Source organism: Mesorhizobium huakuii, assembly GCF_014189455.1.
GTDB classification, from domain to species: Bacteria; Pseudomonadota; Alphaproteobacteria; order Rhizobiales; family Rhizobiaceae; genus Mesorhizobium; species Mesorhizobium huakuii_A.
Genome location: NZ_CP050296.1, coordinates 2,953,108 through 2,978,997 on the forward strand (window position 1 = coordinate 2,953,108; position 25,890 = coordinate 2,978,997).

Genomic DNA, 25,890 nt, shown 5'->3' on the forward strand with positions numbered 1-25,890 from the left:
CCAATCGCGACTTTATGCAGCGGCCATGATCCCGGCGTAAGTCCCGAAATCGACATTGCCGCCGGACAGCACCACGGCAACACTTTTGCCCGACAGCTCGATCTCGCCTGACGACAGCGCCGCCAGCGCGACGCAGCCGCCCGGCTCGACCACCAGCTTCAGATAGGCCATGGCGTCGCGCATCGCCTGTGCCGTCGCTCTGTCGGAGACGGCAATGGCGCCGGCGAGGTTCTTGCGGTTGATTTCGAAGGTGATGGCGCCCGGCTCGGCGGTCAGGATCGCGTCGCAGATCGAGCTGTGACCCGGCTCGTTCGAAACCCGGGCGCCGGCGGCGAGCGAGCGTCGCGTGTCGTCGAAATGCTCCGGCTCGACCGCCCAGACCGCGGTGCCGGGCGAGGCATCCTTGACCGCGACCGAAATGCCGCTCGACAGGCCGCCGCCACCGCAGGGAATGACGACAGCGTCGAGGCTGACGCCGAGCGCCTTGGCCTGGCGCATCAGTTCGAGGCCGATCGTGCCCTGGCCGGCAATGATGGCCGGATCGTCGAAGGGCGGCACCAGCACCATGCCCCTGTCGATATAGGGGCGAACCACGGTCATGCGGTCATCGCGAAAACGGTCGAAGGGCACCACCTCGGCGCCCATCTTGCGGACATTGCCGATCTTCATCGCCGGCGCGTCCGCCGGCATGGCGATGACCGCCTTGACGCCGAACATGGCGGCGGAGGCGGCGACCCCTTGCGCATGATTGCCGGAGGAGAAGGCGACGACACCACGGTTGCGCTCCTCTTCGCTCAGCGACGACAGCTTGTTGTAGGCGCCGCGGAACTTGAACGAGCCGGTGCGCTGCAGCGTCTCCGGCTTGAACAGGATACGCCCGCCGAAGCGCCTGTTCAGTTCCTGCGATTCGATCAACGGGGTTTCGACGATCAAGCCGGAGAGGCGGGCTGCGGCGGCATGGATGTCGGCGATGCCGGGAGGGGTGATGGCGGTCATGCGAGGTCCAGCAAAAGAAAGTTGCGTCCTCGCATGATGCCCGCAAAGGCACATGGCACACCAATGAAAAAATGTGACCGTTACAATGTTGGAAGGGGCACTGCCGGCGAAGCTGCCAATCTCCCCCCTTGTGGGGGAGATGTCCGGCAGGACAGAGGGGGGAGCTGTCCCGCCGACATCTCTAGTTTCACCCCAACAACGTTCGCTCCCTCTTACTCCCACCCAGCTTGCGCCAATTGTTGAAGCGATGTGTCGCGGCGGCAAACGAGATCTTCATCTGCTGCGACACCGAATAGCGCGACTTGCCTTCGTCGAACATGCGGTAGCAGCACTCGACGCCCTCTTCGGTCAGCTTACCGTCCGGCGCCTTGTTGTGCGGGTTGGCGGGGTCGAATTTTTCGACCTGCTGCTCGACCAGACCCTTCAGGCGCTGCAGATCGGCCTCGATGCTGACGATGAGATCGAGAACGGGTTTTGGGTCGAAATGCTGTGCGTGCGGTTTCGTCATGCGTTGATCCTCGTCCTTGTCTTAGGTTCAGCTATATAGGCGAATCTTTGCTAATAATGAAGAGGCGAGACTGATCGAGCGGTTCAACAATTCTTGACCGCGCGGCCAAGCACGCGGTTGACCTTGGGCATGCCAAACCCTAGTTTAGAACTATTCTAAACTAGGGTCATTTCCTCATGCTTTCCCGCGTTTTCGGCTTCGGCCGCCGCCCCTTCGAATCGCTCTCCGAACAGGAGATCCTGGCACTTGCCATTTCATCCGAGGAAGATGACGGGCGCATCTACCGGGCCTATGCCGACGGGTTGGCGGAAAGCTTTCCGCAATCGGCAAAAGTGTTCGAGGAGATGGCCGAGGAAGAGGACGGCCACCGCGACTCCCTGATCGAGCTCTTCCGCAAGCGGTTCGGCGAGCGCATCCCGCTGATCCGGCGTGAGCATGTGAAGGGCTATTACGAGCGCAAGCCCGACTGGCTGGTGAGGCCGCTCGGCATCGAGCATGTGCGCCGCCAGGCCGAGGCGATGGAGCAACAGGCCTACCGTTTCTATGTCGAAGCGGCCAAGCGCACCACCGACGCCTCAACGCGGAAACTGCTCGACGAGCTGGCGGCGGCCGAGCAGGGGCACGAGAACTCGGCGCAGCGGCTGGAGCAGAAGCATGTGCCCGGCGACGTGAAGGATGAAGAGGCCAGCGCCGAACAGCGCCAGTTCATCCTCACCTATGTGCAGCCGGGCCTGGCCGGGCTTATGGACGGTTCGGTGTCGACGCTGGCGCCGATCTTCGCCGCCGCCTTTGCCACGCACGACACCTGGCAGACGCTGCTGGTCGGCCTTGCCGCCTCGATCGGCGCCGGCATTTCGATGGGCTTCACCGAGGTCGCCTCCGACGACGGCAAACTGTCGGGCCGTGGCTCACCGCTCAAGCGCGGCCTGACCGTCGGCATCATGACGACGCTCGGCGGTCTCGGCCACGCACTGCCCTATCTCATCCCGAGCTTCTGGACGGCGACCGCCGTCGCCGCGGTCGTGGTGTTCTTCGAACTGTGGGCCATCGCCTTCGTCCAGAACCGCTACATGCAGACCCCCTTCCTGCGCGCTGCCTTCCAGGTGGTGCTGGGTGGCGCGCTGGTGTTTGCGGCGGGTGTGCTGATCGGGAATGCGTGAGCTTCTTCCTTCCCCCCTTGTGGGGGAAGGTGGATCGGCGCGCAGCGCCGAGACGGATGAGGGGTGTTCCAGCGGAGTGAGACGGTGGTGTTGTGCCGCAGTGCCCCGGTTCAGTTGAAAGGTCGCGCCAAGCTGGAGCACCCCTCATCCGTCGCCTTCGGCGACACCTTCTCCCACAAGGGGAGAAGGAAGGGCGCTACCCATTCACCGCCCGGCTGTCCGCCGGCGCCTCATCTCTCTCGGTCAACCCATAATCCCTCACCACATGCGCGATGCGTAGTCGATAGCCGGCAAAGATACCGCCGCGCCCGGCCTGCTGCGCCTGCCGGTGTTCTTCCGTGTTGCGCCAGGCCTTCACCGCTTCCTCGTCGCGCCAGAACGACAGCGACAGGATGCGGTTCGGGTCGACCAGGCTCTGAAACCGTTCGATCGAGATGAAGCCGTCAATGCCGTCGAGCAAGGGACGGAGATTGGCGGCGACGCCGAGATAAGCATCGCGTTTGCCCTCCGCCGGTTGGACCTCGAAGATGACGGCGATCACGGCAGCACCAGCTTGGCGTGCGGCCCGGAGACGTGTTTCAGGAACATGCGGTCCTCCTTGAGGATGAATCGTTCACGCTTGGCGAACTCATAATTTGCCTTGCCGGCGGGATCGGCGGCAAGCCGGGCGCGATAGGCCTCATAGGCCGCCAGGTTCTCGATGTTGTAGGCGGCGTAGGCCGTCGTCGCCGACCCTTCGTGCGGGGCATAGTAGCCGATCAGATCGGCGCCGCAGCGCGGAATGGCCTGGCCCCAGTTGCGGGCATACTCCTCGAAGGCGGCCTTGCCGAACGGGTCGATCTCATAGCGGATGAAGCAGGTGATGGTCATGGTCGTCTCCTTTGGGTTGTGTTTTCACGCCGATGGTTCGAGCCGCGTCGAAACGTCGTGCCGCCCGATCTGCTAGGCAATTCCCTTGCGGGTCATGACCGCCAGAAGGACTTCGCGCATTCGCGGCGCACGTCTTCCCTGGTCAGGCCGAGGTCGCGCAGCAGATGGTCGTCGATCTCCGAAAGATCGCGGCGCTGCAGATGGCGGTCATACCAGCGGGCCAGCAATCGCGAGCGGACCCAATTGATGAATGGAAATGATTGGCGGCGAGCGAACGGTACGGGGGGTGAGGGCGGTTCGTGCGGTCATCGTCGTCTCCTTGATCTGATCGGAGAATAGTGCTTATCTGACAAGAATGCTTCGATGAGGAACGAACTATGCGTGAAGGACCTGATATCGCCCGCATCGCCAGCCTGGTAGGCGATCCGGCCCGCGCCAACATGCTGAACGCCCTGATGGGCGGCACGGCACTGACCGCGAGCGAACTGGCGCTGGAAGCTGGCGTGTCGCTGCCCACCGCCTCGTCACATCTGTCGAAATTGATGGAGGGCGGGTTGCTGACCTTGGCCAGCCAGGGCAGGCATCGCTATTACGGCCTCGCCGGTCCGCAGGTCGCGGGCATGATCGAGGCCATCACCGGTGTCGCGGAGGCGGTTGGCCCGAAGCGCGTGCGGCCAGGCCCGCGCGACGGCGCCATGCGTGTCGCCCGCGTCTGCTACGACCACCTCGCCGGCGAGCAGGCCGTGGCGATGCTCGACCGCCTTGTCGAGAAGGACATATTGCTGCGTGACGACAAGGAGATCAGGCTCGGCCCATCGGCGGCATCGCATTTTTCCGCGATCGGCATCGATGTCGAGGCCAGACCACGCCGCCCGGTCTGCCGCGCCTGCCTCGACTGGAGCGTGCGTCGCTCGCACCTCGCCGGCACGCTGGGCGCCGCCATCCTCGACAAGATACTCGCCGAGAAATGGGCGCGCCGCGAAAAGGATAGCCGCGCGGTGGTGTTCTCGCCGCCGGGGAGACAGGCGTTCGAGAGGATGTTTTTGAGCTGAGCCGGCGAATTACCCCCGCTTCAACACCTTCCCCTGCTCGAAAAACCCCTTCCACGGATCGGCTTCCGCCAGCTTCGCCAGCGTCGTCTTGTCGCCGATCGGGAACGCGTTCGGCGCCAGCCCGGCCTCGATCTCGGCCCAGGTCACCGGCATCGATACGGTCGCGCCCTTCTTGGCGCGTGACGAATAGGGCGCGACCGTCGTCGAGCCCCTGCCATTGCGCAGATAGTCGACGAAGATTTTGCCGGTGCGCGCCTTTTTGGACAGCGTCGCAGTGTAGCGGTCGGGGGCACCTTGTTCGAGTGCCTTGGCAAAATCATGCGCGAAGGTCTTTACCGCATCCCAATCCGCCGATGGCTTCAGCGGCACCAGCACATGATACCCCTTGCCGCCCGAGGTCTTGACGAAGTTCGGCAGCGACAGCTCGTCAAGCTTGCCCCTGATATCGAGCGCCGCCTCGCGCACCGCTTTCACGTCGACGCCTTCATCGGGGTCGAGATCGAAGATGACCTGGTCGGGCTGCTCGAGTTTGTCGATCGTGCAGCCCCAGATATGGATCTCGACCACGCCGTACTGGACGAGCGCCGCGACACCGTCGAAATCCCGGACGAACAGGATCTCCTCGCCATCGGTCGGGTCTTTCATGCGGGCGATTTTTTCGTTCATGCCGGCCGAGGCGTGTTTCTGGAAGAAGCGCGGGCCGCCGACGCCGTCCGGCGCCCGCACCAGGCTGAGCGGCCGGTTGACGACGAATGGCTCCATGCGCGGCCAAACCTCGGCGTAGTGGTTGAGCAGGCCCTGCTTGGAGATCTTTTCCTCGGGCCACAGCAGCTTGTCGGGATGGGAGAGTTTTACGCTGGTCGTCATCGTTCCGGTGCCGGTGCCGGTGCCGCTTGACGCTGGCTTGGCCTTGCCTGTCGCTGCCTTGGGCTTTTCCTGCACAACGTCCTCCGCCGGCTTGTCCTCGCGCAGCCCCTGGAACGAGGCATGGCGTATTATACGGTCCGATGTCCAGCTGCGAAACTCCACTTCGCCGACAAGCTCCGGCTTGACCCAGACCAGGCCCTTTCCCTTGGGCACGGCCTTGTCGAAAGGCGAATCCATCGCCTTCAAGGCTTCGAGCTTTTTCTTGAGCTCAGTGGCGCCCTTGGCGGAGAAACCGGTGCCGACACGGCCGGCATAGTGCAGTTTGCCGTCCTCATAATAGCCGACCAGCAGCGAGCGCAGCCCGCACCCGGTCTTGTCCGACGGCAGGTAGCCGCCGATGACGAATTCCTGCCGCGCCGTGCATTTCGACTTCACCCAGGTCGGGCCGCGCCCGCTGCGATAGGGTGCGTCGGCACGCTTCGAGACGACGCCTTCCAACCCCATGCGGCAGACATGCTCCAACATGATCTTGCCGGGCTCGGAAAAGTGGTCGGAGAAACGCACCGCTGGATTGTCCGACTGCTTGCCGAGCAGCTCCTGCAAGGCCTGGTTGCGCTCAATCAGCGCCTCGCCGCGCAAATCCTTACCGTCAAGCCGCATCAGGTCAAAGACGTAGTAGATGAAGCGGTTGGTGCGGTTGGCAGACAGGTCCTGCTGCAGCAGCGAGAAAGAAGAAACGCCGCTGTCGGCCAGCACGACGATCTCGCCGTCGAGGATGGCGTCGCTGCATTTCAGTCCGGCGAGTTCTGCGGCGATCTCGCTGCCGAATTTCTCCGTCCAGTCGAGGCCGGTGCGGGTCAGCAGCCGCACATCGGTGCCGGCGATCTGCGCCTGCATGCGATAGCCGTCGAATTTGACCTCGTGCAGCCAGTCCTTGCCCGGTGGTGCATCCCGTCCCAGCGTGGCGAGTTGTGGTTCGACAAAGTCGAGGCGCTTCCCAGCCTTCGCCTTGCCGGCGGCCGGCTTGTTGGAATGCCAGACTTCTGGCTTTTCACCCGTGGCCGCCTTGCCGTCGCCGACCTCTTCGATCGTCAGGCCCGACTTCACCGATTCTGGCGCATCCTTCAGGATGTCCTCGCCGGGGCGCGCGGCGGCATCGTCCGACTTGATCAACAGCCAGTTGTCGCGTTTTTCCCCGCTCGTGGCTTCAGCCGCACCAGATGCCAGAGCCCATGCAGCTTGTGGCCCTTGAGCTCGAAGCTGATATGGCCTTTCTTCATCGCCTTGGCCGGATCGATCTCGGGCACCCACGTGCCCTCGTCCCAGACGATGACCGAGCCGCCGCCATATTCACCCTTGGGGATCGTGCCCTCGAAGGAGGCATAGTCGATCGGATGGTCCTCGACATGGACGGCCAGCCGCTTTTCGTGTGGATCGAGGCTCGGGCCGCGCGTCACCGCCCAGCTCCACAGCACGCCGCCATGCTCGAGGCGAAAATCATAGTGCAGTCTCGTCGCGGCATGTTTCTGGATGACGAAGATGCCGCCGGCTTTCGCGCCGCGAACAACCTTGCCGGCCGGCTCCGACGTCTTCTTGAAATCGCGCTTGGCGTGATATTGTTCGAGACTGGCCATTGTCCCCTTATCCTCAGGCCGATTTGCGCTTGGGCGCGGCGGCTTTCGGCTTGGCTTTCGCGGACGATGCTTTCGGCGAGCTGGAATCCCCGGAATCCGACGACAGGCTCTTCTTCAGCGCGTCGAACAGGTTGACGACGTTGGAGGGTTTGGGCTCGGCCTTGGCCTTCGGCGCCTCGTGGCCGGCCTTCTTGGCGCGGATCAGTTCGAGCAGGGCGTCCTCGTATTTGTCGTCGAATTTCGACGGATCGAAAGTGGCCTTCTTCTTGTCGATGATCAGCTCAGCCAGGTCGGTCATCTCCTGGTCGGTCTTCACCGCCTTGATCTCGCCGAACACGCTGTCCGGCTGGCGCACCGTATTGTCATAGCGCAGCGTCGTCAGCACCATGCCCTTGCCGAGCGGCTCGATGACCACGGGACGCTCTCGGCTGTAGAGCACGATGCGCGCCAGCCCGGCCATCTTCTTCGCAACCATCGCGTCGCGGATGACGGCGAACGCCTCTTCCGACATCTTGTCGGCCGGCGCGACATAATAGGGCGTGTCGAGATAGATCTGCTGGATTGAGGCTTTGTCGACGAAGCCGTCGAGGCTCATCGTGTGCGAGGACTCGATCTGCACCGCCTCGATCTCGTCTTCCTCGATGTGGACGAAATCACCGTCGTCGAGTTCATACCCCTTGATCTCGTCGCCATCGCTGAGCGGCTTGCCGGTCTCGGCATCGACATAGATGCGCTTCACCGTGTTGCCGGTCTTGCGGTTCAGCACCCGGAACGAGACCTTTTCGGTATGGGTGACGACATTGGTCAGCTCGACCGCGCAGGTGACCAGCGACAGCTTCAAATAACCCTTCCAGGCGGGGCGCGGTGCCATGGCAATTTCCCTTCAGCAATCAGATGAAGGTCAGAACGGGCAGGGCTCACTCCAGTTCCGCCGGCGCACGACAATTGGCATGTCAGGCGCGCCCGAGCCATTGTGGCGGCGAGAACGGAAATTTCACGGGCGCCTGAGAAATTGAAACAGAACCGCGCGCAGGCGACATTCAAACGAAACATATGTGATGCAAAAGTCACACTGGGCGGAATGGCGACAAAGAGCACGGAAACACCCCGAATCAGCCGCATTCCGGCCACGAAGCAACGGGTTTTCGACCAGATATTAACATCGTGTTCACCGACTATTCACGCCTCGACGCTATGATGTCCGTCAATCGGAAGGGACATCCGAAAATCGGGACAGGGACAGGGTAAATGAACTTCCTCACGCACCTCATCGGCTATGCCGCAGCCATCCGCGAATTCATCGCGCCGACCTATCGGCCCGAGCGCTATTACATGCGCGGCCCTGGTCCGGCTTGCGCCCGCCGCGGCACCTCGCTGGGCGCGCACTGACCATGACCTTCGAGAGCCGCCACAACAGCCGCATCTGCAGGCCGGGCGCCGACTCCCGAGCCACCACCTATCGCTCCGAGCGCCCGGCTCTGAGCGACAGGCGGCGTGCGACAACGCCACGTCTTTGATCCCGCCTTCGGCTGGCCTAGTGTCATAGGACACGAGCAGCCGAGGCCCGCGTGACCGACCTTCCCCAGTCAAGTCTGTCCCAATCAATTCTGGCCAAGTCAAATCCGGCCACGCCCAGTCCTCTCGCTGAACCATCCTTCGATGCACGCCAGCCGCTGATCGTCTTCGACGGCGTCTGCGTGCTGTGCTCCGGCTTCGTACGCATGGTGGTCAGGCTCGATCGCCAAGAGCGCTTCCGCTTCGCCACCGCGCAATCGCCCTTCGGCGAAGCGCTGTTCCACAAGCATGGACTGCGCACGGACTCCTACGAAACCAATCTCGTCCTCGTCGACGGCCTTGCCTTCACCAAGCTCGACAGCTTTGTCGCCGTGATGTCGGAACTCGGCTGGCCATGGCGCGCGGCGAAGGCGCTGTTGCTGCTGCCGCGCCCGCTGCGCGACTGGCTCTACAATCGCATCGCCAGGAATCGCTATGCGTTGTTCGGCAGGAAGGACAGTTGCGAGGTTCCGTCGGCCGAGCTGCGCGGGCGCCTGATCGGCTGAAGGCCAATGCGTATCGCCCAAAAGTGACTTCGGTTTGGGAGAACGACATGCATAAAACAGAGAGCCTGAAGCGCGCCGCAAGAATCTGTTTCAACGCGACGCGCCTCCGGGCCGCAGTGCATGAACCCGGGCTCGATTGAGCAGCTCGGGTGCGAGCTCTGCGCTTGCGCCGTGCCCGATCAGGGCCGAAAGTTTTTTCTTGCGGCCTGTCGAAATCGGTCGCCGCCGCGCGACATACGTCTGGCCCCGCAAGGACGCGGCCTTCGAAATCACGGGAGAAGACCCATGCGATACATGCTTATGATCAACAACGACGAATCCGCACTGGCGGCTATGCCGATCGAGAAGACCCAGCAGATGAGCGCGGCCTATAGCGCCTATACCGAAGCGCTGAAGAAGTCCGGCGCGTGGCTGGCCGGCGAACGGCTGCGCCCGACCCAGGCGACCACCTCGGTGCGGATCGCCGACGGCAAGACCAACGTCATCGACGGTCCCTATGCCGACACCAAGGAGCAACTCGCCGGCTTCTACATGATCGAGGCGGCCGACATCGATACCGCCATCGAATGGGCGGCGCGCTGTCCGGCGGCCAGCACCGGCACGGTCGAGTTGCGGCCGATCTGGGAAATGGCCGACTACCTGCCCAAGACATGACCGTGTGATGGAAAGTCGACCGGAGATCGCCCGGGCGGCCGCCGAGGCCGCCGCCCGGCAAAGCTATGGCAAGCTGGTCGCGTGGCTCGCGGCGCGCACGCGCGACGTGGCCGCCGCCGAGGATGCGCTGGCTGATGCCTTTGCCGCGGCGCTCGAACGCTGGCCGAAATCAGGCGTGCCCGAAAAGCCGGAAGCCTGGCTGCTGGCAGTGGCGCGGCGCCGCCGCGTCGACGCGGTGCGGCGGCGGCTGACGCGGGAGGCGGCCCGCGATCATCTCCAGCTGATCGCCGAAGAGATTGAGGCGCGCATGACTGACGAAGAGCTGCCCGACGAACGGCTGCGGCTGATGTTCGCTTGCGCGCATCCGGCGATCGAGCCGGGCGTGCGCGCACCGCTGATCCTGCAAACCGTGCTCGGCTTCGATGCCGCGACGATCGCCTCTGCCTTCCTGGTCTCGCCGGCAACGATGGGCCAGCGCCTGGTGCGCGCCAAGGCGCGCATCCGCGAAACCGGCATTCCGTTCCGCGTGCCGGAGCGGGCTGAACTCGGCGAACGGCTGGATGCGGTGCTGGAGGCGATCTACGCGGCTTTCGCCGAAGGCTGGTCGGATCCGGCCGGCACCGAGACGCGGCGGCGCAACCTCGCCACCGAAGGCATCTGGCTTGGCCGCCTGGTGGCGACGCTGATGCCGCAAGAGCCGGAAGCGCTTGGCCTGCTGGCGCTGATGCTGTTTGCCGAAGCGCGCCGCACTGCCCGGCGCAGTGCCGAAGGCGACTTCGTGCCGCTGGCCGAGCAGGATTGCGACCAGTGGGACCGCGCCCTCATCGACGAAGCCGAGGCGCTTCTGTCCCATGCCGCGGCGAGCGGCGTCGTCGGCCGCTACCAGCTCGAGGCGGCCGTCCAGTCCGCTCATGCGGCGCGACGGTTGACCGGCCGCACCGACTGGCCGGCGATCCGCGCGCTCTACGACGCGCTGTTTTCGATCGTGGGATCGCCGGTGGTGGCGATCAACCGCGCCGTGGCGCTCGCCGAGACGGAGGGCGCCATGGCGGGGCTGGCGGCGCTTTACGTGCTGGGCGACGACAAGCGGCTCGACGAATATCAGCCCTATTGGGCGGCGCGCGCCGGTCTCCTGGCCAAGCTTGGTCAGGTGCCGCAGGCAAGCGAGGCCTATGACAGGGCGATCGGCCTCGAGCGCGACCCGGCGGTGCGCCGGTTCCTGCAGGGAAAAAGGGCGGCGCTGCGAAATTGACCCTCAGCCGGGCCACATCTTGTGCGATGTGTTGAGCGTCTTCAGCAGCGGATGTTCACGCAGCTTCGCCCACAAGCGTTCAATATTAGGCCATGCCGCCCGCGCGCTGTCGATGTCGGGATGCCAGGCAATGAGCATGATGAGATAGATGTCGGCCAGCGACATCTGGTCACCAACCAGCCACTCACGGCCCTTCAGAGCGGCATCGACGACGGCAAAGCCACGGTCCATCTCGGCGATTGCCGCCTGCTTGACGGCTTCCGTGCCGTCGGCGTCGGCCGTGTAGCGATAGGCGTAGTAGAGCCGCAGTACCGCCGGGTAGAGTACCGACGACATGAAAGCCATCCAGCGCAGGAAATCGGCGCGGGCAGGCGCATCGACCGCCGGTGCCAGGCGGGCCTCCGGATGGCGCTCGGCGAGCAGGATGCAGATCGCCGCCGATTCGGTCATCGAGCTTCCGTCCGGCAAGTCAGCACCGGCACCTGGTTCAGCGGGCTGATGTCGAGGAAGGCCGGATCGGGCCGGTCGGTCTTCGGCACGTCGATCTGCTCGAACGGCGCGTTCGCCAGGGCCAGTGCCGCCTCGACGACGAAGCCGCCGCTGCCCGGGCGGGTATAGAGCTTGTACATGAAATCCTCCCCCGGCCCGAACAATGCGGGCCGGTGGCGATATGAACCGGAAGCAGGGGTCTGCTCAAGCCGGAGGCAGACGCCACGGAGGATTTTTCGGCGGGCCAGCCGATCCGCAGAAAGCGCGGCGGCCTAAGCCCCCAGCCCCTCGAACAAAATCGTCGACAAATAGCGCTCGGCGAAGTCCGGGATGACCACGACCAGGGTCTTGCCCTTGTTCTCCGGCCGCGAGCCGACGACGATTGCCGCCTGCAGGGCAGCACCCGAAGAGATGCCGACCGGCACGCCTTCCAGGCGGGCGACGAGGCGTGCATTGGCAACGGAGTCCTCGTTGGAAACCTTGACGATCTCGTCATAGATCGTGGTGTCGAGGATCTTTGGCGCGAAGCCGGCGCCGATGCCCTGGATCTTGTGCGGGCCGGGCTGGCCGCCCGACAGCACCGGCGAGGCTTCCGGCTCGACAGCCACGACATGCAGCGAAGGCTTCAGCTTCTTCAGCACCTGGCCGACGCCGGTGATGGTGCCGCCCGTGCCGATGCCGGCAACGAAGATGTCGATCTCGCCCTGGGTGTCGTTCCAGATCTCCTGCGCCGTCGTCTTGCGGTGGATTTCGGGATTGGCGGGGTTTTCGAACTGCTGCGGGATGACGGCGTTGGCGATCGTCGCGGCCAGCTCGTCGGCCTTGGCGATGGCGCCCTTCATGCCTTTCGGACCTTCGGTCAGCACCAGTTCGGCGCCGAGCAGCGCCAGCATTTTTCTACGCTCGACCGACATCGTCTCGGGCATGGTCAGGATCAGCTTGTAACCCTTGGCGGCGGCGGCGAACGCCAGCGCGATGCCGGTGTTGCCCGAGGTCGGTTCGATCAGCGTCGTCTTGCCGGGCGCAATCTTGCCGGCCGCCTCCAGCGCCTCGATCATCGCCACGCCGATGCGGTCCTTGACCGACGCGATCGGGTTGAAGAATTCGAGCTTGGCGACGAGATTGGCGACAACGCCCTTCTCCTTGGCGAACTTGTCGAGCCGAACCAGGGGCGTGTCGCCGATCGTGTCGGTGATGGAACTGTAGATGCGGCCGCGGCCGGGGACGCGGGCAGAGGTGACGGGCTTGTTCATTGGTTTCGCTCCCAGGATTTCAGGCAAGTGGCATTGCAGCCGGCAAGATAGGGCTTTCAGCCGCGCAACATAAGCTGTCGGCCGGAAATATCCGAGTGGAGCCTGTGTCTAAAACGCCCTTGTCCCGGAAAAGCATTTCGCGGGGAAGCCTGGCCCCGGAATGTTTTGGCTGAAAGGGTGCTACTGGCGGGCCGCGATCGCTGCCGCGGCGCCGACCATGAAGCCGGCGGCGGTGCGGTTCAGCAGCTTCAGCGCGCGCGGCGATTTCAGGAACCAGCGCGCCTTGGCGGCCAGTGCCAGGTAAGGCACCAGCACGACGAACAGGACCACGACGGTCAGCGCGGCGAGAATGCCGTAATCGGCCAGCGTGATCGTCTTCAGGTCGACGATGGTTGGCGTGATGGCGAGATAGAAGATCATCGTCTTCGGATTGCCCAGCGTCACGGTCAGGCCGGCGACAAAGCTCGACACCAGCCCGCCCTTGCCCTTTTTCGCTTCGACCGTTTCGGGCGTGATGCCGGCGGTCCAGAAGCGCCAGCCGAGGAAAGCGAGATAAGCGACGCCAAGCCATTTGATGGCGAGGAAAACCATGCCGAAGGTCTGCGCGACGAAGGCGAGGCCGAGCACCACGGCGGTCAGATAGGTCAGGTCGCCCAGCATCAGGCCAAAGGACATGGCCAGCGACGAGCGAAAGCCGGAGCCCAGCGCCCGCGCGACAAGCGCGGTGACGCCGGGGCCGGGAATGGCGGCGGCGATGCCGAGGGCGGCACTGTAGGCGAGGAAGCCGGTGAGGGTCATGGGCGAGCCTTGCGTCCGTGGAACGCTATTGGGACGCCCGCCTTGTCGCACAAAGTCAGGCCTGCTGGAATCCCCTGAAGCCGGATTCGATTGCACCACGCCGAAATGGGTCAGGACCGGCCGCCATCATAGGTTACGCGCCAGATGGTGCCGTTGCCGTCCTCGGTCATGATCAGCGCGCCGTCGGCCGCCACGGCCACGCCCACCGGCCGGCCCCAGACCTCGCCATTCGAGACGACGAAACCGGTCATGAAGTCCTCATACTCGCCGGTCGGCTTGCCATCCTTGAAGAGCAGGCGGACGACCTTGTAGCCGGTCCTGTTGCCGCGATTCCATGAACCGTGCAGGGCAACAAAGGCGTCGCCCCTGTATTCCTTGGGAAAACCGCTGTCGGCGGGCAAGTCCTTGCGGTCGTAGAAGGCAATGTTGAGCGGCGCCGAATGCGCCTGCATCAGCACGTCGGGAATGGTCGCTTTTCCGGCGAGATCGGGGCGCGCGCCCTTGTGGCGCGGATCCTCATGGTTGCCGATGTAATACCAGGGCCAGCCGTAGAAGGCGCCGTCCTTGACCGAGGTGGCGTATTCGAAGGGCACATTGTCGCCAAGCGCGTCGCGCTCGTTGACGACGCACCACAGCGCGCCGGTCGCCGGTTGGATGGTCATGCCCGAACAGTTGCGCAGGCCGGTGGCGACGATGCGGCCGTTCTTGCCGTCCGGGTCGAAGGCCTGCACGTCGGCGCGCCCCTCTTCGGAGCCCCAGGTCGCACCCAGCGGCTTCGATTTCACCCACGCTTCCAAGCCGCCATCCGGCGCCTTGCCCATGTCCTCGGCGACATTCGAGCCCGAGCCGACCGACAGATAGAGCGTCTTGCCATCAGGCGAAAAGACGATGTCGCGGGTCCAGTGATGGTTTGAGGGAATGTTGTCGACGATGGTTTCCGGTTCGCCAGCTGCCTTCAGGTCACCCTTGCGGTAGGCAAAGCGCACGATGCTGTCGCTGTTGGCGACATAGACCCATTGCGGGTCGTCGCCCGGCGGATAGAAGGCAATGCCATAGGGCTGGTTGAGATTGCCGGCAAAAATGCCTTCTTCGGCGGGCTTGGCGCTGTCCTTGGCCAGGCTATAGACGCGGATCTGGTTGGCTTCGCTGTCGGCAACGAACAGGTCGCCGTTCGGTGCGACGCGCACGACGCGCGGATTGTCGATACCGGATGCGATCAGCTCGGCCGAAAAACCCGGCAGCAATTGCGGTTTCGCGCCCGCCGGCATGTCGGCAAGGCCGGCGCTGTTCGAGGCCGACTTGGTGAGATAGGGCTTCGGCAAATCTTCCGGCTTGATCAGGCGCCGAACGCCCGGTCTGTCGGCACGCCAGTCGCCAAAGGCGGCAGCGCCCTTCAGCACCGGCTGGTCCGCCTGCTGGGCGAATGCTGCGCTTGTGATAAAAAGGGCTGGAACCACCAGTCCGGCCAATCGGATCATTTTGTCCTCCATCTGGTCGCGAAGGAAACGGCCGATTTGTCCCTGGGTTCCGCCCCACACGACGAGGGAAGCGGTTCCCTGTCTATGTCCCGGCAGCCAAGAAATCGTCGTCGAGACGTTTTTCCAGCGCGACGAGATCGGCCGGCAGCGGCAGGCCCATGGCGCGCATTTCCTGCAGCTTTTCGCGCAATTGTTCCTGGATTTCGTGCTGGTCTTCCGGCTGGTTGACCATCTCCTCGAGCAGCAGGCTGATCCGGGCCTTGAGTTCTTCGAGCGCCATTGTTTTTCTCCTTGCTGCCCGTCTCTTGCTGTCCGGGACCCTACCTTAACATGCGCGATATCAGCTGCGCGGTATAATCGACCATCGGCACGATGCGGGCGTAGTTCAGCCGGGTCGGGCCGATGACGCCCAGCGCCCCGACGACGCGGGCATCCTTGTCGCGATAGGGCGCGACCACCAGCGACGAGCCCGACAGCGAAAAGAGCTTGTTTTCCGAACCGATGAAGATGCGCACGCCCGATCCCTGCTCGGCGAGATCGAGCAGCTGGATCAGCCCGTCCTGCGTCTCCATGTCCTCGAACAAATGCCTGAGCAATTCGATATCGGCCTGGGCGGTGACGTTTTCGAGCAGATTGGCGCGGCCGCGCACGATGAGCCGCGCCGGCAGGCCGCTTTCCGCACCCGCCCACACCGCCAGCCCCTTCTCGACGAGGTCCTGTGACAGCGTGTCGAGAGCGGCTCTCGTCTCTTCCTTGATGCGGGCGATCTCGGTGCGCGCTTCCGCCAGTGTGCGGCCGCGAATATGCGCGTTGAGGAAATTCGAGGCCTCGTGCAGCTGCGAGACGGTGATGCCGGCGGGCAGCTCGACGACGCGGTTCTCGACGTCGCCATTCTGCGACACCAGCACGGCAAGCGCCTTGGTCGGCTCGAGCTGTATGAATTCGATATGCTTCAGCGCCACCTCATTCTTGGCGGCGAGCACCAGGCCGGCGCCGCGCGACATGCCCGACAGCATCTGGCTGGCCTCGGTCAGCATATGTTCCAGCGTCGCGCCCGAGCCGGAGGCCCGCACCTGCGCCTCGATGGTGCGGCGCTCCTCGTCGGAGAGGTCGCCAAGTTCCATGAAGGCATCGACGAAGAAACGCAGGCCCGCCTGCGTCGGCAGCCGGCCGGCCGAGATATGCGGCGCATAGATCAGCCCGAGATGCTCGAGGTCGCTCATCACATTGCGGATGGTGGCCGGCGACAGGGAGGAGGGCAGGATGCGCGACAGGCTGCGCGAACCCACGGGTTCGCCATCCCTGAGATAGGAATCGACGATCCGCCGGAAGATGTCGCGTGAGCGCATGTCGAGTGATTGAAGTGCAAGCGACTGCGAACCCGGATCGATTGCCTTGGTCATTCGGCCAAAAACCTCCTGCTTCAGGATATAGACTTCGGCACGGTGGGCGCAACCCGGTCTCTGTATCAGATCGCCCGGTCCGTTTTCCTTTGCGCGCTGCCCCCCATACGTCTAAAAGCCGGCCACGATTCCGAAAAATGACTGGAAAGAAGCCTGAATGCGCCCCTCCAAACGCCAATTCGACGAAATGCGCGCCATCTCCTTCGAGCGCGGCGTCTCCAAGCATGCCGAAGGCTCGTGCCTGGTGAAGTTCGGCGACACCCATGTCCTGTGCACCGCCAGCCTCGAGGAAAAGGTGCCGGGCTGGATGCGCAATTCCGGCAAGGGCTGGGTGACGGCCGAATACGGCATGCTGCCGCGCTCGACCGGCGAGCGCATGCGCCGCGAGGCCTCCGCCGGCAAGCAGGGCGGCCGCACGCTGGAGATTCAGCGCCTGATCGGCCGTTCTCTGCGCGCCGTGGTCGATTTGCAGGCACTGGGCGAACAGCAGATCACCGTCGACTGCGACGTCATCCAGGCCGATGGCGGCACCCGTACCGCCTCGATCACCGGCGGCTGGGTGGCGCTGTATGACTGCCTGCGCTGGATGGAAGCGCGGCAGATGGCCAGTGTCGCCAAGGTGCTGAAGGACCATGTCGCGGCGATTTCCTGCGGCATCCATGACGGCCAGCCGGTCATCGACCTCGATTATCTCGAGGATTCCGCGGCCGGCACCGACGCCAATTTCGTCATGACCGGCAAGGGCGGCATCGTCGAGATCCAGGGCACCGCCGAGGGCGAGCCTTTTTCCGAAGGACAGTTCGCCGAATTGATGGGCCTGGCGAAGAAAGGCATCCAGCGCCTGGTCAGCCTACAGCAGATGGCGGTGGCGTAAGCCATCGATTTTCTGGTGACCCCCTCCGCCATCCTTGAATCAGCTCTCTACGTCACCGATCTGGCGGTGGCGGAAGAATTCTATGTCGGCGTGCTCGGCCTCGATTTGCTCGGCAAGGTCGACGGCAGGCATCTTTTCTTCCGCTGTGGCCCAGGCGTGCTGCTCATCTTCAACGCCGAGGCGACCAAAATTCCTCCGGCGCCGGACGCCCGGCTGAAAGTGCCGCCACATGGCACGGTTGGCGAAGGTCATCTCTGCTTTGCGGCAACCGCCGCCGAAATCGTGGCCTGGAAAATGCATTTGGGGGCAAAAGAATCGCCATCGAAAGCGAATTCGAATGGCCGCAAGGCGGCCGTTCGCTCTATATACGCGACCCCTCGGGCAATTCGATCGAGTTCGCCGAGCCGAGAATCTGGGGCCTTTGATGCATACTCTCGATGGCAAGAAGATCGTCGTCGCCAGCCACAATGCCGGCAAGCTGCGCGAATTCGCCGATTTGATGGGGCCTTTCGGCTTCGAGGCGAAGTCGGCCAAGGACTATGGCCTGCCGGAACCGGACGAGACCGGCACCACTTTCGAGGAAAACGCCTATATCAAGGCGCTGGCGGCGGCGCAGGCGACCGGCCTGCCGGCGCTGTCGGACGATTCCGGCCTGTGTGTCGACGCGCTCGATGGCGCGCCCGGCGTGTACACCGCCAACTGGGCCGAAACTCCTGATGGGTCGCGCGATTTCGCCATGGCCATGCAGCGCACCGAAGTGGCGCTGCAGGAAGTTGGCGCCGCCTCGGCCGAACAGCGCAAGGGCCGCTTCGTCGCCGTCATTTGTCTCGCCTTTCCCGATGGCGAGGCCGAATATTATCGCGGCGAGGCCGAAGGCACGCTGGTCTGGCCGCCGCGCGGCGAGCTTGGCTTCGGCTATGATCCCGTGTTTTTGCCCAATGGATTCGACAAAACCTTCGGCGAGATGACCGCTGAGCAGAAGCATGGCTGGAAACCCGGCCAGCCGACGGCGCTGTCGCACCGCGCCCGCGCTTTCCAGAAGTTCGCCCAGGCACGGTTGAATACGCCGGGATTGGGCTCGGCATGACTGGATCCGGCATCACCATGCCGCTTGACCGGACGCCCGGCTTCGGCGTCTACATCCATTGGCCGTTCTGCGCGGCCAAGTGCCCCTATTGCGACTTCAACAGCCATGTCCGCCACCAGCCGGTCGACCAGGAGCGCTTTGCCGCCGCCTTCGAGGCGGAGCTGGCGACGATGCGTGAGCGCACCGGTCCGCGCGAGGTCACCAGCATTTTCCTCGGTGGCGGCACGCCGTCGCTGATGAAGCCGGAAACCGTGGCCAGGGTTCTGGACGCGGTGGCGAAGAACTGGACGGTGCCGGACGGCATAGAGGTGACGCTGGAGGCCAACCCGTCCTCGGTGGAGGCCGAACGCTTTCGCGGCTATCGGGCGGCAGGCGTCAACCGCGTCTCGCTGGGCGTGCAGGCGCTGAACGACAAGGATTTGCGCTTTCTTGGCCGCCTGCACAATGTCGAGGAAGCGCTGCATGCCATCGGGCTGGCGCGCGAAATCTTTCCGCGCCTGTCCTTCGACCTGATCTACGCCCGGCCCGGTCAGACGCCGGAGGCCTGGGCATCCGAGCTCGAACAGGCGATCGGCCACGCCGCCGACCATCTGTCGCTCTACCAACTGACCATCGAGGAAGGGACGCCCTTCCACGCGCTGCATGCAGCGAGAAAATTCATCATCCCCGACAACGACCACGCCGCCGACCTCTATGCGTTGACGCAGGAGATCACCATGGCGCATGGCCTGCCGGCCTATGAGATTTCCAACCACGCCCGGCCGGGCGCGGAAAGCCGGCACAATCTGACCTATTGGCGCTATGGCGAATATGTCGGCGTCGGCCCCGGCGCGCATGGCCGCTTCGTCGAGAATGGCCGCCGCACGGTGACCATCGCCGAGCGGATGCCGGAAACCTGGGCCAACCTCGTCGAGGCCAAGGGCCATGGCGTCACCGGCGGCGAAATCCTGACACGCTCGGAGGAAGCCGACGAGTTCCTGCTGATGGGGCTGAGACTCGCCGAGGGTATCGACCTCTCGCGCTACGAGGCGTTTTCCGGCCGCGGCCTGTCGAGCGCGCGGCTGTCGGTGCTGCAGGGCGAGGGACTGGTGGCGCCGATCGGCAATGCGCGCCTGCGCGCCACGCCGGCCGGCATGATCGTGCTCGACGCCGTGGTGGCGGATCTGGCGCGCTAATCCTTTGAAGAACGTCCTCTTCGTCTGCAGCCAAAACCGCTTGCGCAGCCCGACGGCAGAGCAGGTGTTTTCAACGCGCCGGGACATTGAGGTTGCGTCGGCAGGCACAAACCACGATGCCGACACGCCGCTGACGCATGAGCTCGTCGCCTGGGCCGACATCATCTTCGTCATGGAAAAGGTGCATCGCACCAAGCTGCAGAAGAAATTCAAGACGAGCCTGAACAAGGTCCGGGTCATCTGCCTCGATATACCGGACAACTATGAATTCATGGATCTGGAGCTGATCGACGTTCTAAAGGCGCGCGTTTCACGCTATCTGGGGTGACCCAGACGAAGTTAGAACGGTCTCGGCCAGTCGCGCTTGTCAGGCGTCGTGCTTGAAACGGCGCTTGCCGCGATCCTTCTCGGCATGCGCCTCTCCGTTCCGGGCCGGTTTGGCGTCGGCCTTTTCGCGGCGAACGCTGTGCTGGTCGTTCATCGGATGCGGGGGCACGCCTTCCCTGGCGGTTTTCGTTTCAAGACGGGTGATGAAGATATCGAAGCGATTGGGCATCGTTCGGTCAGTGCTCCGTCGTGCGGTCGGGGTTGTTGTCGGAAAGCCTGACATTCGTCGGCAGGGCGGTTGTCGCCTGCTTGGTCGGGCTGGTGTCGGTCTTGGCAGGCAGGCGCTTGTCCCTGGGGGCGGCAACGCGCTTGCGGCCGGCATAGTAGGGCTCGAAAGCGTCCTGTATCTTCAGGCTATCCATCCTGTCCTCCTCCGGAATCAGGGGCTAAATCTGCCAATGCCGGTTTGGTTCCCCACTGTGGCAAAGGAATGGCGAGTTCCTTACATCGACGACAGCTTTTGCAAGGCCGCGCCAGCCATGCCAAACAAGGTTTGGCAGGCCAAACAGGCTGAATGGAGACGGTATCAGTGACAGACGAGACGGGCAGACGCAGCTATGTGGTCGGGCAGACCGAAATTCCCGCCCGTCCGCTCGAGCCGGCGCTCTATCTGGTGGCGACCCCGATCGGCAATCTCGCCGACATCACCTTGCGCGCGCTGGAGACGCTGGCCGCCGCCGACATCGTCGCTTGCGAGGACACCAGGGTGTCGCGCGTGCTGCTCGACCGCTACGGCATCCGCCGCCGCACCACGGCCTATCACGAGCACAATGCCGGCGAGGCCGGGCCGAAACTGATCGCGGCGCTTCAGGCCGGCCAGAGCGTGGCGTTGATTTCTGATGCCGGCACGCCGCTGGTCTCCGATCCCGGCTATCGCTTGGTGGGCGAGGCCATCGACCATGGCATTCGCGTCGTGCCGATTCCCGGCCCGTCGGCGCCACTGGCCGCGCTGACGGCATCCGGCCTGCCGTCCGACGCTTTCCTGTTCGCCGGCTTTTTGCCGGTCAAATCAGGCCAGCGGCTGACACGGCTGGAAGCGCTGAAGGCGGTACCGGCAACGCTGATCTTCTTTGAATCGCCGCGCCGGCTGGCCGAATCGCTCGGCGCCATGGTCGAGGCGCTCGGTGGCGAGCGCAAGGCCGCCATCGGCCGCGAATTGACCAAGACCTTCGAGGAAATGCGCATCGGCACGCTGCGGGCGCTCGCCGACCACTATGCGACGTCCGACACGCCGAAGGGCGAGATCGTCGTTTGCGTCGGTCCGGCTGAGGCCAAGGCGGACGAACCGGCCGATATCGATCGCCTGTTGCTGTCGCTCGCCGCCGAAATGCCGGCCTCCAAAGCGGCGGCGGAGGCCGCGAAGATGACTGGTGGCCAGAAGCAGGCGCTGTATCGGCGGCTGCTGGAACTCAAGGATGCCGCTGGAGAGGATGTTGGCTGAACGCCCCAGCGCCAGCCGCCAAAAGGCCTATCGGCGCGGCCATCGCGGCGAATGGCTGGCGGCTGCCGCGCTTATGTTGAAGGGTTATCGGATCCTGGCGCGGCGCCATCGCACCCGCTTCGGCGAGATCGACCTGATCGCGCGGCGGGGCGACCTCGTGCTGTTCGTCGAGGTCAAGGCGCGTCGCACCTTAATGGAAGCCATGGAGGCAATCGGCCACGAATCGGAACGCCGCATCGAGGCGGCCGCCGACATCTGGCTCTCGCGGCAGCCCGACTATGGGAAACTGTCGATGCGTTTCGACATGGTCGCGGTTCTGCCGTGGCGCTGGCCGGTGCATGTCGAGAATGCGTTTTATGGACGGAATTAGGGGAGCGACGGCGCGGCTAGTGGGCAACGTCCCAGCGCGCCTTCCATTGTTTGACAGTAGCCACTGCGGTCGCCAGCATCTCGTTCAATTCCGAAACTGGCCCCTGCCACGTCCGATCCATTTCCATCTCGGAATCGTCGTAGGTGTCGATTGCTCTTGCGGACACAGCAATCTCATTGGAATCAGGGAGGCCGATAGAAATTTGAAAGCACTCGAACTGTCGAGAGCCGCCAATATGAAAAAATCTCGCGGGCTTGCCTGCCCACTCGGTAAAGAGGGTTGAATCCGTCGCCCTAACCCAAGCGTCGATGACGACATCCACATCGGCATACGTGGTCATGTGCTGGAGTATGCAGTTTCGGTGAGCCTCCGCAACTGGCGGGGGTCACCCCCAGATCATCAACGCCACCAACCCGACAATCCCAACCACCAGCCGCCACCAGCCGAACAGCGAGTAGCCGTTGCGCGAGACGTAATCGAGGAGGTAGCGCACCACGACCAAGGCGGTGACGAAAGCGGCGACGAAGCCGATGGCGATGATCGGCAGGTCGGCTGAGGTCAGCACGTTGCGGTTCTTGAACAGGTCGAAGGCGAAGGCGCCGACCATGGTCGGGATGGCGAGGAAGAAGGAAAATTCCGCCGCCGCCCGCTTGTCGACGCCCAGAAGCAGCGCGCCGACGATGGTCGAACCCGAGCGCGACGTGCCGGGGATCAGCGACAGACACTGGAACAGGCCAATCTGCAGGTAAAGCCTGGTCGGGAAGCGCTCGACGTCGCGATAGACGGGTTTCAGGTTCATGCGGTCGACCGCCAAAAGCACGGCGCCGCCGATGATCAGCATGATGCAGATCAGCCTTGGCGATTCGAACAGCACCGTCTTGATGAAATCATGCGCCAGCGCGCCGATGATCGCCGCCGGCAGGAAGGCGATGAGGATGCCGATGACAAAATGCCGCGTCAGCCGGTCATGCGGCAGGTCGAGCAGCATCTGCCACAGGCGGCGGAAATAGACGCTGAGGATCGCCAGGATGGCGCCGAGCTGGATCAGGATCTCGAAGGCCTTGCCGGTGGAATTGAAGCCGAGGAAATGGCCGGCAAGCAGGATATGGCCGGTCGAGGACACCGGTATGAACTCGGTCAGGCCCTCCAGCAGGCCGAGCAGCAGGGCTTCGACGATGGTCTGGCTTTCCATGGCTACCTCGGCTTTGCGCGACGGCTAACAGAACGGCTTGCTTGTCATGGCGTTGAACTGCCCCTATAGGTCGCAACACCCTGACGGCCCGCTAACCGGGCGGCCAAGACTTACCGGTGCGCCCGGCGATTCGCCAGTGCGCTTTATCATAGCGGAACCATGCTGACGCTTTTCCACCATCCCATGTTCGCCACCTGCCGCTTCGTCCGCCTCGCTTTCGGCGAGTATGGCGAGGAACTGGCGTTGATCGAGGAAAAGCCGTGGACACGGCGCAAGGAGTTTTTGGCGCTGAACCCGGCCGGCACGCTGCCGATCCTGCTCGCCGAAGGCGACGTGCCGATCGTCGGCGCAACGGTGATTTCGGAATATCTCGACGAGACGCGCGGCGTCTTGAAGCGCGACAAGCGGCTGTTCGCCGAGGACCCAATGCAGCGCGCCGAAATCCGCCGGCTGATCGACTGGTACTTGAACAAGGCCGAAAGCGAAGTCACCCGCCATCTGGTGCGCGAACGCGTGCTGAAGCCGATCATGCCGGAAACGGCGGGCGGCGGCTCGCCTGATTCGGGCGCCATCCGCGCCGCGCGCGCCAACATCCGCCAGCATATGAAATACACCAACTGGCTGGCCGGCACCCGCCATTGGCTGGCCGGCGGCAGGGTCACCTATGCCGACCTCGCGGCCGCCGCGACGCTGTCGGTGCTCGATTATCTCGGCGAGATCGACTGGCGCGAACACACTGCTGCGCGCGAATGGTACACGCGGGTGAAGTCGCGCCCCTCCTTCCGGCCGCTCCTGACCGACCGCGTGCGCGGCCTGTCGCCGGTGTCGCATTATGCGGACCTCGACTTCTGACGCCGCAAAACTGCGCGCGCTGATCGACGCGGAGGCGCATCGCGCCGGCTTCGATGCCATTGCCGTCACCTCTCCCGATGCCATCCCGCTGGCGCCGGCCCGGCTCGCCGAATTCGTCGCCGACGGTTTTCACGGCTCGATGGACTGGATCGCCGAGACGATTGCGCGGCGCAGCGAGCCTTCCACGCTGTGGCCTGAAGTGCGCTCGATTATCGTTCTGGCGATGAATTATGGGCCGGACCATGATCCGCGTGCGATGCAGGCCAGGCACGACCGGGGCGCCATCTCCGTCTATGCGCAGAACCGCGATTATCACGATGTGATAAAAGGCCGGCTGAAGGAAATCGCCGGCAAGATCGTGGCGCGTGCCGGCGGCGACGTGAAAGTGTTTGTCGATACCGCACCGGTCATGGAAAAGCCGCTGGCGGAGGCCGCAGGCCTTGGCTGGCAGGGAAAACACACCAATCTGGTCAGCCGGGAGCATGGTTCCTGGCTGTTCCTCGGCATCATCTTCACCACGGCCGAACTGGTCCCCGATCGCGCCGAGATCGACCATTGCGGCTCCTGCCGCGCCTGTCTCGACGCCTGCCCGACCGATGCTTTCCCGGCGCCCTACCGGCTCGATGCGCGGCGCTGCATTTCCTACCTCACCATCGAGAACAAGGGACCGATCCCGCATGAATTCCGCGAAAAGATCGGCAACCGCATCTATGGCTGCGACGATTGCCTGGCCGCCTGCCCTTGGAACAAGTTCGCCCGGGCGGCGTCCGAAGCAAAACTCGCCGCACGTGACGATCTGCGCGAGCCGCCGCTCGCCGAGCTATTGCAACTGGACGACGCGGCCTTCCGCGCCTTCTTCTCCGGGTCGCCGATCAAACGCATCGGCCGCGACCGCTTCATCCGCAACGTGCTGATCGCCGCTGGCAATTCTGGCGATATCTCGCTTGCCGGTCCTGTGCGAGCCTTGCTGGCGGACGCCTCGCCACTGGTGCGGGGCGCGGCAATATGGGCGCTGGCGCGGCTGGTGCCGGATGCCGAATATGCCGAGCGGTCTGCGATCGGCCTGAAGACCGAAAACGACGGCGTCGTACGCGAGGAATGGCGTCTGGCGCGGCCAACCAGGACACATGCATGAGCGAAAGACAGGTCTTCATCTTCGGCGCCGGCTACTCCGGCAAGGCTTTTGCCCACGCCAACAAGGATACCGCCACGATCTTCGGCACGACGCGTTCGCCCGACAAATTCGCGGCCTTGCGCCAGGCGGGGATCGCCCCGCTGCTGTTTGACGGCACGTTGACGGGCGAAATTGACAAGGCGCTGGAGAAAACGACGCATCTGGTGATTTCGGTCGCCCCGGAAGAGGCCGGCGACCCCGTCTTGAATGCCGCCCGGGAGGCAATCGCGGGGATGCCGGCGCTGGAATGGATCGGCTATCTCTCGACCGTCGGCGTCTATGGCGACTATGGCGGCGCCTGGGTCAACGAAAGGACCACGTGCCGGCCGGTGTCGAAACGCTCCGTCATGCGGGTCGAGGCCGAGCAGCAGTGGCTGAAGCTCGGCGAGCATATCGGCCGGCCGGTGGCGATCCTGCGCCTGTCCGGCATTTACGGCCCTGGCCGCAACGCGCTGGTCAATCTGGAAAACGGCACCGCGCGGCGGCTCGTCAAGCCGGACCAGGTGTTCAACCGCATCCATTGCGACGACATTGCCGGCGCATTGTGGCAGTTGATCAAGGGCAACACAGGCGGCATTTTCAACGTCACCGACGATGAGCCGGCGCCGCCGCAGGATGTCGTCGCCTATGCCGCATCGCTGATGGGGGTTGAGCCGCCGCCGGAGATTCCTTTCGACACCGCCCAACTTTCGCCCATGGCGCGGTCCTTCTATGGCGAGAACAAGCGTGTCGCCAATGCGGCGATCAAGGCGGCGGGCTATTCCCTGCGCTTTCCCGACTACCGCGCCGCCTTCGACCATATGTGGGCAAGCGGCGACTGGCGTGATGGCGAGGCGCGCAGCCCGATGAAGCGCTGACGATCGA

General features: G+C 64.1%; 30 protein-coding genes and 3 pseudogenes. 16 read left to right on the forward strand and 17 right to left on the reverse strand.

Annotated features, from left to right (window positions below; genetic code table 11):
* Positions 1-12: 12 nt before the first annotated feature.
* Complete coding sequence (locus tag HB778_RS14665) at positions 13-996, reverse strand: threonine/serine dehydratase (protein ID WP_183464507.1); 984 nt, start codon at positions 994-996, stop codon at positions 13-15.
* A gap of 187 nt (positions 997-1,183) precedes the next feature.
* Positions 1,184-1,504: a hypothetical protein gene (locus HB778_RS14670; RefSeq protein WP_183464508.1), complete on the reverse strand. Its 321-nt coding sequence runs from the start codon at positions 1,502-1,504 to the stop codon at positions 1,184-1,186.
* Between the two features lie 176 nt (positions 1,505-1,680).
* Between HB778_RS14670 and mbfA the strand changes: the two genes are divergently transcribed.
* Positions 1,681-2,664, forward strand: coding sequence for an iron exporter MbfA (mbfA, locus tag HB778_RS14675; protein ID WP_183464509.1), 984 nt, complete (start codon positions 1,681-1,683; stop codon positions 2,662-2,664).
* Between the two features lie 196 nt (positions 2,665-2,860).
* Here the strand turns inward: mbfA and HB778_RS14680 are convergent, their stop codons facing one another.
* From HB778_RS14680 to HB778_RS14690, 3 genes are all read right to left on the reverse strand, one after another.
* Complete coding sequence (locus HB778_RS14680) at positions 2,861-3,205, reverse strand: antibiotic biosynthesis monooxygenase family protein (RefSeq protein WP_183464510.1); 345 nt, start codon at positions 3,203-3,205, stop codon at positions 2,861-2,863.
* Positions 3,202-3,534 (reverse strand): NIPSNAP family protein, encoded by a 333-nt coding sequence (locus HB778_RS14685; RefSeq protein ID WP_019862263.1) that lies wholly within the window; start codon positions 3,532-3,534, stop codon positions 3,202-3,204. Before HB778_RS14685 ends, HB778_RS14680 begins: the two co-directional genes overlap by 4 nt.
* Before the next feature lie 92 nt (positions 3,535-3,626).
* Positions 3,627-3,761 (reverse strand): DUF1127 domain-containing protein, encoded by a 135-nt coding sequence (locus HB778_RS14690; RefSeq protein WP_244661915.1) that lies wholly within the window; start codon positions 3,759-3,761, stop codon positions 3,627-3,629.
* Positions 3,762-3,911: 150 nt separating this feature from the next.
* Here HB778_RS14690 and HB778_RS14695 point away from each other — a divergent pair, with 150 nt between their 5' ends.
* Entirely contained in the window at positions 3,912-4,586 is a 675-nt protein-coding gene (locus tag HB778_RS14695) for an ArsR/SmtB family transcription factor (protein ID WP_183464511.1), read from the forward strand.
* 9 nt (positions 4,587-4,595) lie between these two features.
* On the opposite strand, the pseudogene ligD reads toward HB778_RS14695, so the two are convergent.
* Positions 4,596-7,087 (reverse strand): annotated as a pseudogene (gene ligD, locus HB778_RS14700) (DNA ligase D).
* A 13-nt stretch (positions 7,088-7,100) separates the two neighbouring features.
* Complete coding sequence (locus HB778_RS14705; RefSeq protein WP_183464512.1) at positions 7,101-7,958, reverse strand: Ku protein; 858 nt, start codon at positions 7,956-7,958, stop codon at positions 7,101-7,103.
* A 377-nt stretch (positions 7,959-8,335) separates the two neighbouring features.
* Here HB778_RS14705 and HB778_RS14710 point away from each other — a divergent pair, with 377 nt between their 5' ends.
* The 4 genes from HB778_RS14710 (at position 8,336) to HB778_RS14725 (ending at position 11,053) form a co-directional block, all read left to right on the forward strand.
* A complete protein-coding gene (locus tag HB778_RS14710; RefSeq protein WP_080680878.1) occupies positions 8,336-8,476 on the forward strand; it encodes a hypothetical protein in 141 nt (46 codons plus the stop codon).
* A gap of 218 nt (positions 8,477-8,694) precedes the next feature.
* Positions 8,695-9,147, forward strand: a complete 453-nt coding sequence (locus HB778_RS14715) for a thiol-disulfide oxidoreductase DCC family protein (protein WP_183465090.1) — start codon at positions 8,695-8,697, stop codon at positions 9,145-9,147.
* A 285-nt stretch (positions 9,148-9,432) separates the two neighbouring features.
* Positions 9,433-9,801, forward strand: a complete 369-nt coding sequence (locus HB778_RS14720) for a YciI family protein (protein ID WP_183464513.1) — start codon at positions 9,433-9,435, stop codon at positions 9,799-9,801.
* Positions 9,802-9,808: 7 nt separating this feature from the next.
* Positions 9,809-11,053 (forward strand): RNA polymerase sigma factor, encoded by a 1,245-nt coding sequence (locus HB778_RS14725; protein ID WP_183464514.1) that lies wholly within the window; start codon positions 9,809-9,811, stop codon positions 11,051-11,053.
* Between the two features lie 3 nt (positions 11,054-11,056).
* On the opposite strand, the pseudogene HB778_RS14730 reads toward HB778_RS14725, so the two are convergent.
* The 6 genes and pseudogenes from HB778_RS14730 to hrcA all read right to left on the reverse strand — a co-directional run bounded on the left by HB778_RS14730 (position 11,057) and on the right by hrcA (position 16,474).
* Positions 11,057-11,682 (reverse strand): annotated as a pseudogene (locus HB778_RS14730) (glutathione S-transferase family protein).
* A 132-nt stretch (positions 11,683-11,814) separates the two neighbouring features.
* A complete protein-coding gene (cysK, locus tag HB778_RS14735) occupies positions 11,815-12,795 on the reverse strand; it encodes a cysteine synthase A (protein WP_183464515.1) in 981 nt (326 codons plus the stop codon).
* A 180-nt stretch (positions 12,796-12,975) separates the two neighbouring features.
* Positions 12,976-13,593 carry a LysE family translocator gene (locus HB778_RS14740; protein WP_183464516.1) on the reverse strand — a complete coding sequence of 206 codons (618 nt, stop codon included), beginning with the start codon at positions 13,591-13,593 and terminating at the stop codon, positions 12,976-12,978.
* 110 nt (positions 13,594-13,703) lie between these two features.
* Complete coding sequence (locus tag HB778_RS14745) at positions 13,704-15,071, reverse strand: PQQ-dependent sugar dehydrogenase (protein WP_244661916.1); 1,368 nt, start codon at positions 15,069-15,071, stop codon at positions 13,704-13,706.
* Positions 15,072-15,153: 82 nt separating this feature from the next.
* Complete coding sequence (locus HB778_RS14750) at positions 15,154-15,351, reverse strand: hypothetical protein (protein WP_095202875.1); 198 nt, start codon at positions 15,349-15,351, stop codon at positions 15,154-15,156.
* A 40-nt stretch (positions 15,352-15,391) separates the two neighbouring features.
* Entirely contained in the window at positions 15,392-16,474 is a 1,083-nt protein-coding gene (gene hrcA, locus HB778_RS14755; protein WP_041164512.1) for a heat-inducible transcriptional repressor HrcA, read from the reverse strand.
* Positions 16,475-16,631: 157 nt separating this feature from the next.
* Here hrcA and rph point away from each other — a divergent pair, with 157 nt between their 5' ends.
* From rph to HB778_RS14780, 5 genes and pseudogenes are all read left to right on the forward strand, one after another.
* Positions 16,632-17,348, forward strand: coding sequence for a ribonuclease PH (gene rph / locus HB778_RS14760; protein WP_095202876.1), 717 nt, complete (start codon positions 16,632-16,634; stop codon positions 17,346-17,348).
* A gap of 15 nt (positions 17,349-17,363) precedes the next feature.
* A pseudogene (locus tag HB778_RS14765) lies at positions 17,364-17,773 on the forward strand (VOC family protein).
* Positions 17,773-18,435, forward strand: a complete 663-nt coding sequence (gene rdgB / locus HB778_RS14770) for an RdgB/HAM1 family non-canonical purine NTP pyrophosphatase (RefSeq protein ID WP_183464518.1) — start codon at positions 17,773-17,775, stop codon at positions 18,433-18,435. Before HB778_RS14765 ends, rdgB begins: the two are co-directional and overlap by 1 nt.
* Positions 18,432-19,610 carry a radical SAM family heme chaperone HemW gene (gene hemW, locus HB778_RS14775; RefSeq protein ID WP_183464519.1) on the forward strand — a complete coding sequence of 393 codons (1,179 nt, stop codon included), beginning with the start codon at positions 18,432-18,434 and terminating at the stop codon, positions 19,608-19,610. The genes rdgB and hemW overlap by 4 nt, the downstream gene beginning before the upstream one ends.
* A gap of 4 nt (positions 19,611-19,614) precedes the next feature.
* Positions 19,615-19,938: a low molecular weight protein tyrosine phosphatase family protein gene (locus HB778_RS14780; protein WP_183464520.1), complete on the forward strand. Its 324-nt coding sequence runs from the start codon at positions 19,615-19,617 to the stop codon at positions 19,936-19,938.
* A gap of 39 nt (positions 19,939-19,977) precedes the next feature.
* Here the strand turns inward: HB778_RS14780 and HB778_RS14785 are convergent, their stop codons facing one another.
* A complete protein-coding gene (locus tag HB778_RS14785) occupies positions 19,978-20,166 on the reverse strand; it encodes a hypothetical protein (RefSeq protein WP_095202880.1) in 189 nt (62 codons plus the stop codon).
* A gap of 7 nt (positions 20,167-20,173) precedes the next feature.
* Entirely contained in the window at positions 20,174-20,359 is a 186-nt protein-coding gene (locus tag HB778_RS14790) for a hypothetical protein (RefSeq protein WP_183464521.1), read from the reverse strand.
* A gap of 152 nt (positions 20,360-20,511) precedes the next feature.
* Between HB778_RS14790 and rsmI the strand changes: the two genes are divergently transcribed.
* Both rsmI and HB778_RS14800 read left to right on the forward strand, forming a co-directional pair.
* A complete protein-coding gene (rsmI, locus tag HB778_RS14795) occupies positions 20,512-21,438 on the forward strand; it encodes a 16S rRNA (cytidine(1402)-2'-O)-methyltransferase (RefSeq protein WP_183464522.1) in 927 nt (308 codons plus the stop codon).
* The gene (locus HB778_RS14800) at positions 21,431-21,808 is read left to right on the forward strand and encodes a YraN family protein (RefSeq protein ID WP_183464523.1); all 378 of its coding nucleotides are present in this window, start codon (positions 21,431-21,433) and stop codon (positions 21,806-21,808) included. Before rsmI ends, HB778_RS14800 begins: the two co-directional genes overlap by 8 nt.
* 16 nt (positions 21,809-21,824) lie before the next feature.
* Here the strand turns inward: HB778_RS14800 and HB778_RS14805 are convergent, their stop codons facing one another.
* Positions 21,825-22,148: a hypothetical protein gene (locus tag HB778_RS14805; protein WP_095202884.1), complete on the reverse strand. Its 324-nt coding sequence runs from the start codon at positions 22,146-22,148 to the stop codon at positions 21,825-21,827.
* 45 nt (positions 22,149-22,193) lie between these two features.
* Positions 22,194-23,000 carry an undecaprenyl-diphosphate phosphatase gene (locus tag HB778_RS14810; RefSeq protein WP_183464524.1) on the reverse strand — a complete coding sequence of 269 codons (807 nt, stop codon included), beginning with the start codon at positions 22,998-23,000 and terminating at the stop codon, positions 22,194-22,196.
* A gap of 159 nt (positions 23,001-23,159) precedes the next feature.
* Between HB778_RS14810 and HB778_RS14815 the strand changes: the two genes are divergently transcribed.
* From HB778_RS14815 to HB778_RS14825, 3 genes are read left to right on the forward strand one after another with little or no spacing between them, the layout of a single operon-like run.
* On the forward strand, positions 23,160-23,852 hold the full coding sequence (locus tag HB778_RS14815; protein WP_095202886.1) for a glutathione S-transferase family protein: 693 nt from the start codon (positions 23,160-23,162) through the stop codon (positions 23,850-23,852).
* Positions 23,833-24,987 (forward strand): tRNA epoxyqueuosine(34) reductase QueG, encoded by a 1,155-nt coding sequence (queG, locus tag HB778_RS14820; RefSeq protein ID WP_183464525.1) that lies wholly within the window; start codon positions 23,833-23,835, stop codon positions 24,985-24,987. The genes HB778_RS14815 and queG overlap by 20 nt, the downstream gene beginning before the upstream one ends.
* The gene (locus tag HB778_RS14825; protein WP_183464526.1) at positions 24,984-25,883 is read left to right on the forward strand and encodes an SDR family oxidoreductase; all 900 of its coding nucleotides are present in this window, start codon (positions 24,984-24,986) and stop codon (positions 25,881-25,883) included. The genes queG and HB778_RS14825 overlap by 4 nt, the downstream gene beginning before the upstream one ends.
* The last annotated feature ends 7 nt before the right edge of the window (positions 25,884-25,890 follow it).

Excerpts from the sequence above, each read along its gene's own strand:
- hrcA (WP_041164512.1), bottom strand. The coding sequence starts at position 16,474 with ATGACCAAGGCAATCGATCCGGGTTCGCAGTCGCTTGCACTTCAATCA.
- hemW (WP_183464519.1), top strand. The coding sequence starts at position 18,432 with ATGACTGGATCCGGCATCACCATGCCGCTTGACCGGACGCCCGGCTTC.
- HB778_RS14685 (WP_019862263.1), bottom strand. The coding sequence starts at position 3,534 with ATGACCATCACCTGCTTCATCCGCTATGAGATCGACCCGTTCGGCAAG.
- HB778_RS14740 (WP_183464516.1), bottom strand. The coding sequence starts at position 13,593 with ATGACCCTCACCGGCTTCCTCGCCTACAGTGCCGCCCTCGGCATCGCC.
- HB778_RS14705 (WP_183464512.1), bottom strand. The coding sequence starts at position 7,958 with ATGGCACCGCGCCCCGCCTGGAAGGGTTATTTGAAGCTGTCGCTGGTC.
- HB778_RS14825 (WP_183464526.1), top strand. The coding sequence starts at position 24,984 with ATGAGCGAAAGACAGGTCTTCATCTTCGGCGCCGGCTACTCCGGCAAG.
- HB778_RS14710 (WP_080680878.1), top strand. The coding sequence starts at position 8,336 with ATGAACTTCCTCACGCACCTCATCGGCTATGCCGCAGCCATCCGCGAA.
- HB778_RS14805 (WP_095202884.1), bottom strand. The coding sequence starts at position 22,148 with ATGACCACGTATGCCGATGTGGATGTCGTCATCGACGCTTGGGTTAGG.
- HB778_RS14785 (WP_095202880.1), bottom strand. The coding sequence starts at position 20,166 with ATGCCCAATCGCTTCGATATCTTCATCACCCGTCTTGAAACGAAAACC.
- HB778_RS14750 (WP_095202875.1), bottom strand. The coding sequence starts at position 15,351 with ATGGCGCTCGAAGAACTCAAGGCCCGGATCAGCCTGCTGCTCGAGGAG.
- HB778_RS14665 (WP_183464507.1), bottom strand. The coding sequence starts at position 996 with ATGACCGCCATCACCCCTCCCGGCATCGCCGACATCCATGCCGCCGCA.
- HB778_RS14815 (WP_095202886.1), top strand. The coding sequence starts at position 23,160 with ATGCTGACGCTTTTCCACCATCCCATGTTCGCCACCTGCCGCTTCGTC.
- HB778_RS14720 (WP_183464513.1), top strand. The coding sequence starts at position 9,433 with ATGCGATACATGCTTATGATCAACAACGACGAATCCGCACTGGCGGCT.
- HB778_RS14695 (WP_183464511.1), top strand. The coding sequence starts at position 3,912 with ATGCGTGAAGGACCTGATATCGCCCGCATCGCCAGCCTGGTAGGCGAT.
- queG (WP_183464525.1), top strand. The coding sequence starts at position 23,833 with ATGCGGACCTCGACTTCTGACGCCGCAAAACTGCGCGCGCTGATCGAC.
- rdgB (WP_183464518.1), top strand. The coding sequence starts at position 17,773 with ATGCATACTCTCGATGGCAAGAAGATCGTCGTCGCCAGCCACAATGCC.
- HB778_RS14670 (WP_183464508.1), bottom strand. The coding sequence starts at position 1,504 with ATGACGAAACCGCACGCACAGCATTTCGACCCAAAACCCGTTCTCGAT.
- HB778_RS14810 (WP_183464524.1), bottom strand. The coding sequence starts at position 23,000 with ATGGAAAGCCAGACCATCGTCGAAGCCCTGCTGCTCGGCCTGCTGGAG.
- rph (WP_095202876.1), top strand. The coding sequence starts at position 16,632 with ATGCGCCCCTCCAAACGCCAATTCGACGAAATGCGCGCCATCTCCTTC.
- HB778_RS14725 (WP_183464514.1), top strand. The coding sequence starts at position 9,809 with ATGGAAAGTCGACCGGAGATCGCCCGGGCGGCCGCCGAGGCCGCCGCC.
- mbfA (WP_183464509.1), top strand. The coding sequence starts at position 1,681 with ATGCTTTCCCGCGTTTTCGGCTTCGGCCGCCGCCCCTTCGAATCGCTC.
- cysK (WP_183464515.1), bottom strand. The coding sequence starts at position 12,795 with ATGAACAAGCCCGTCACCTCTGCCCGCGTCCCCGGCCGCGGCCGCATC.
- HB778_RS14745 (WP_244661916.1), bottom strand. The coding sequence starts at position 15,071 with ATGATCCGATTGGCCGGACTGGTGGTTCCAGCCCTTTTTATCACAAGC.
- HB778_RS14790 (WP_183464521.1), bottom strand. The coding sequence starts at position 20,359 with ATGGATAGCCTGAAGATACAGGACGCTTTCGAGCCCTACTATGCCGGC.
- rsmI (WP_183464522.1), top strand. The coding sequence starts at position 20,512 with ATGGAGACGGTATCAGTGACAGACGAGACGGGCAGACGCAGCTATGTG.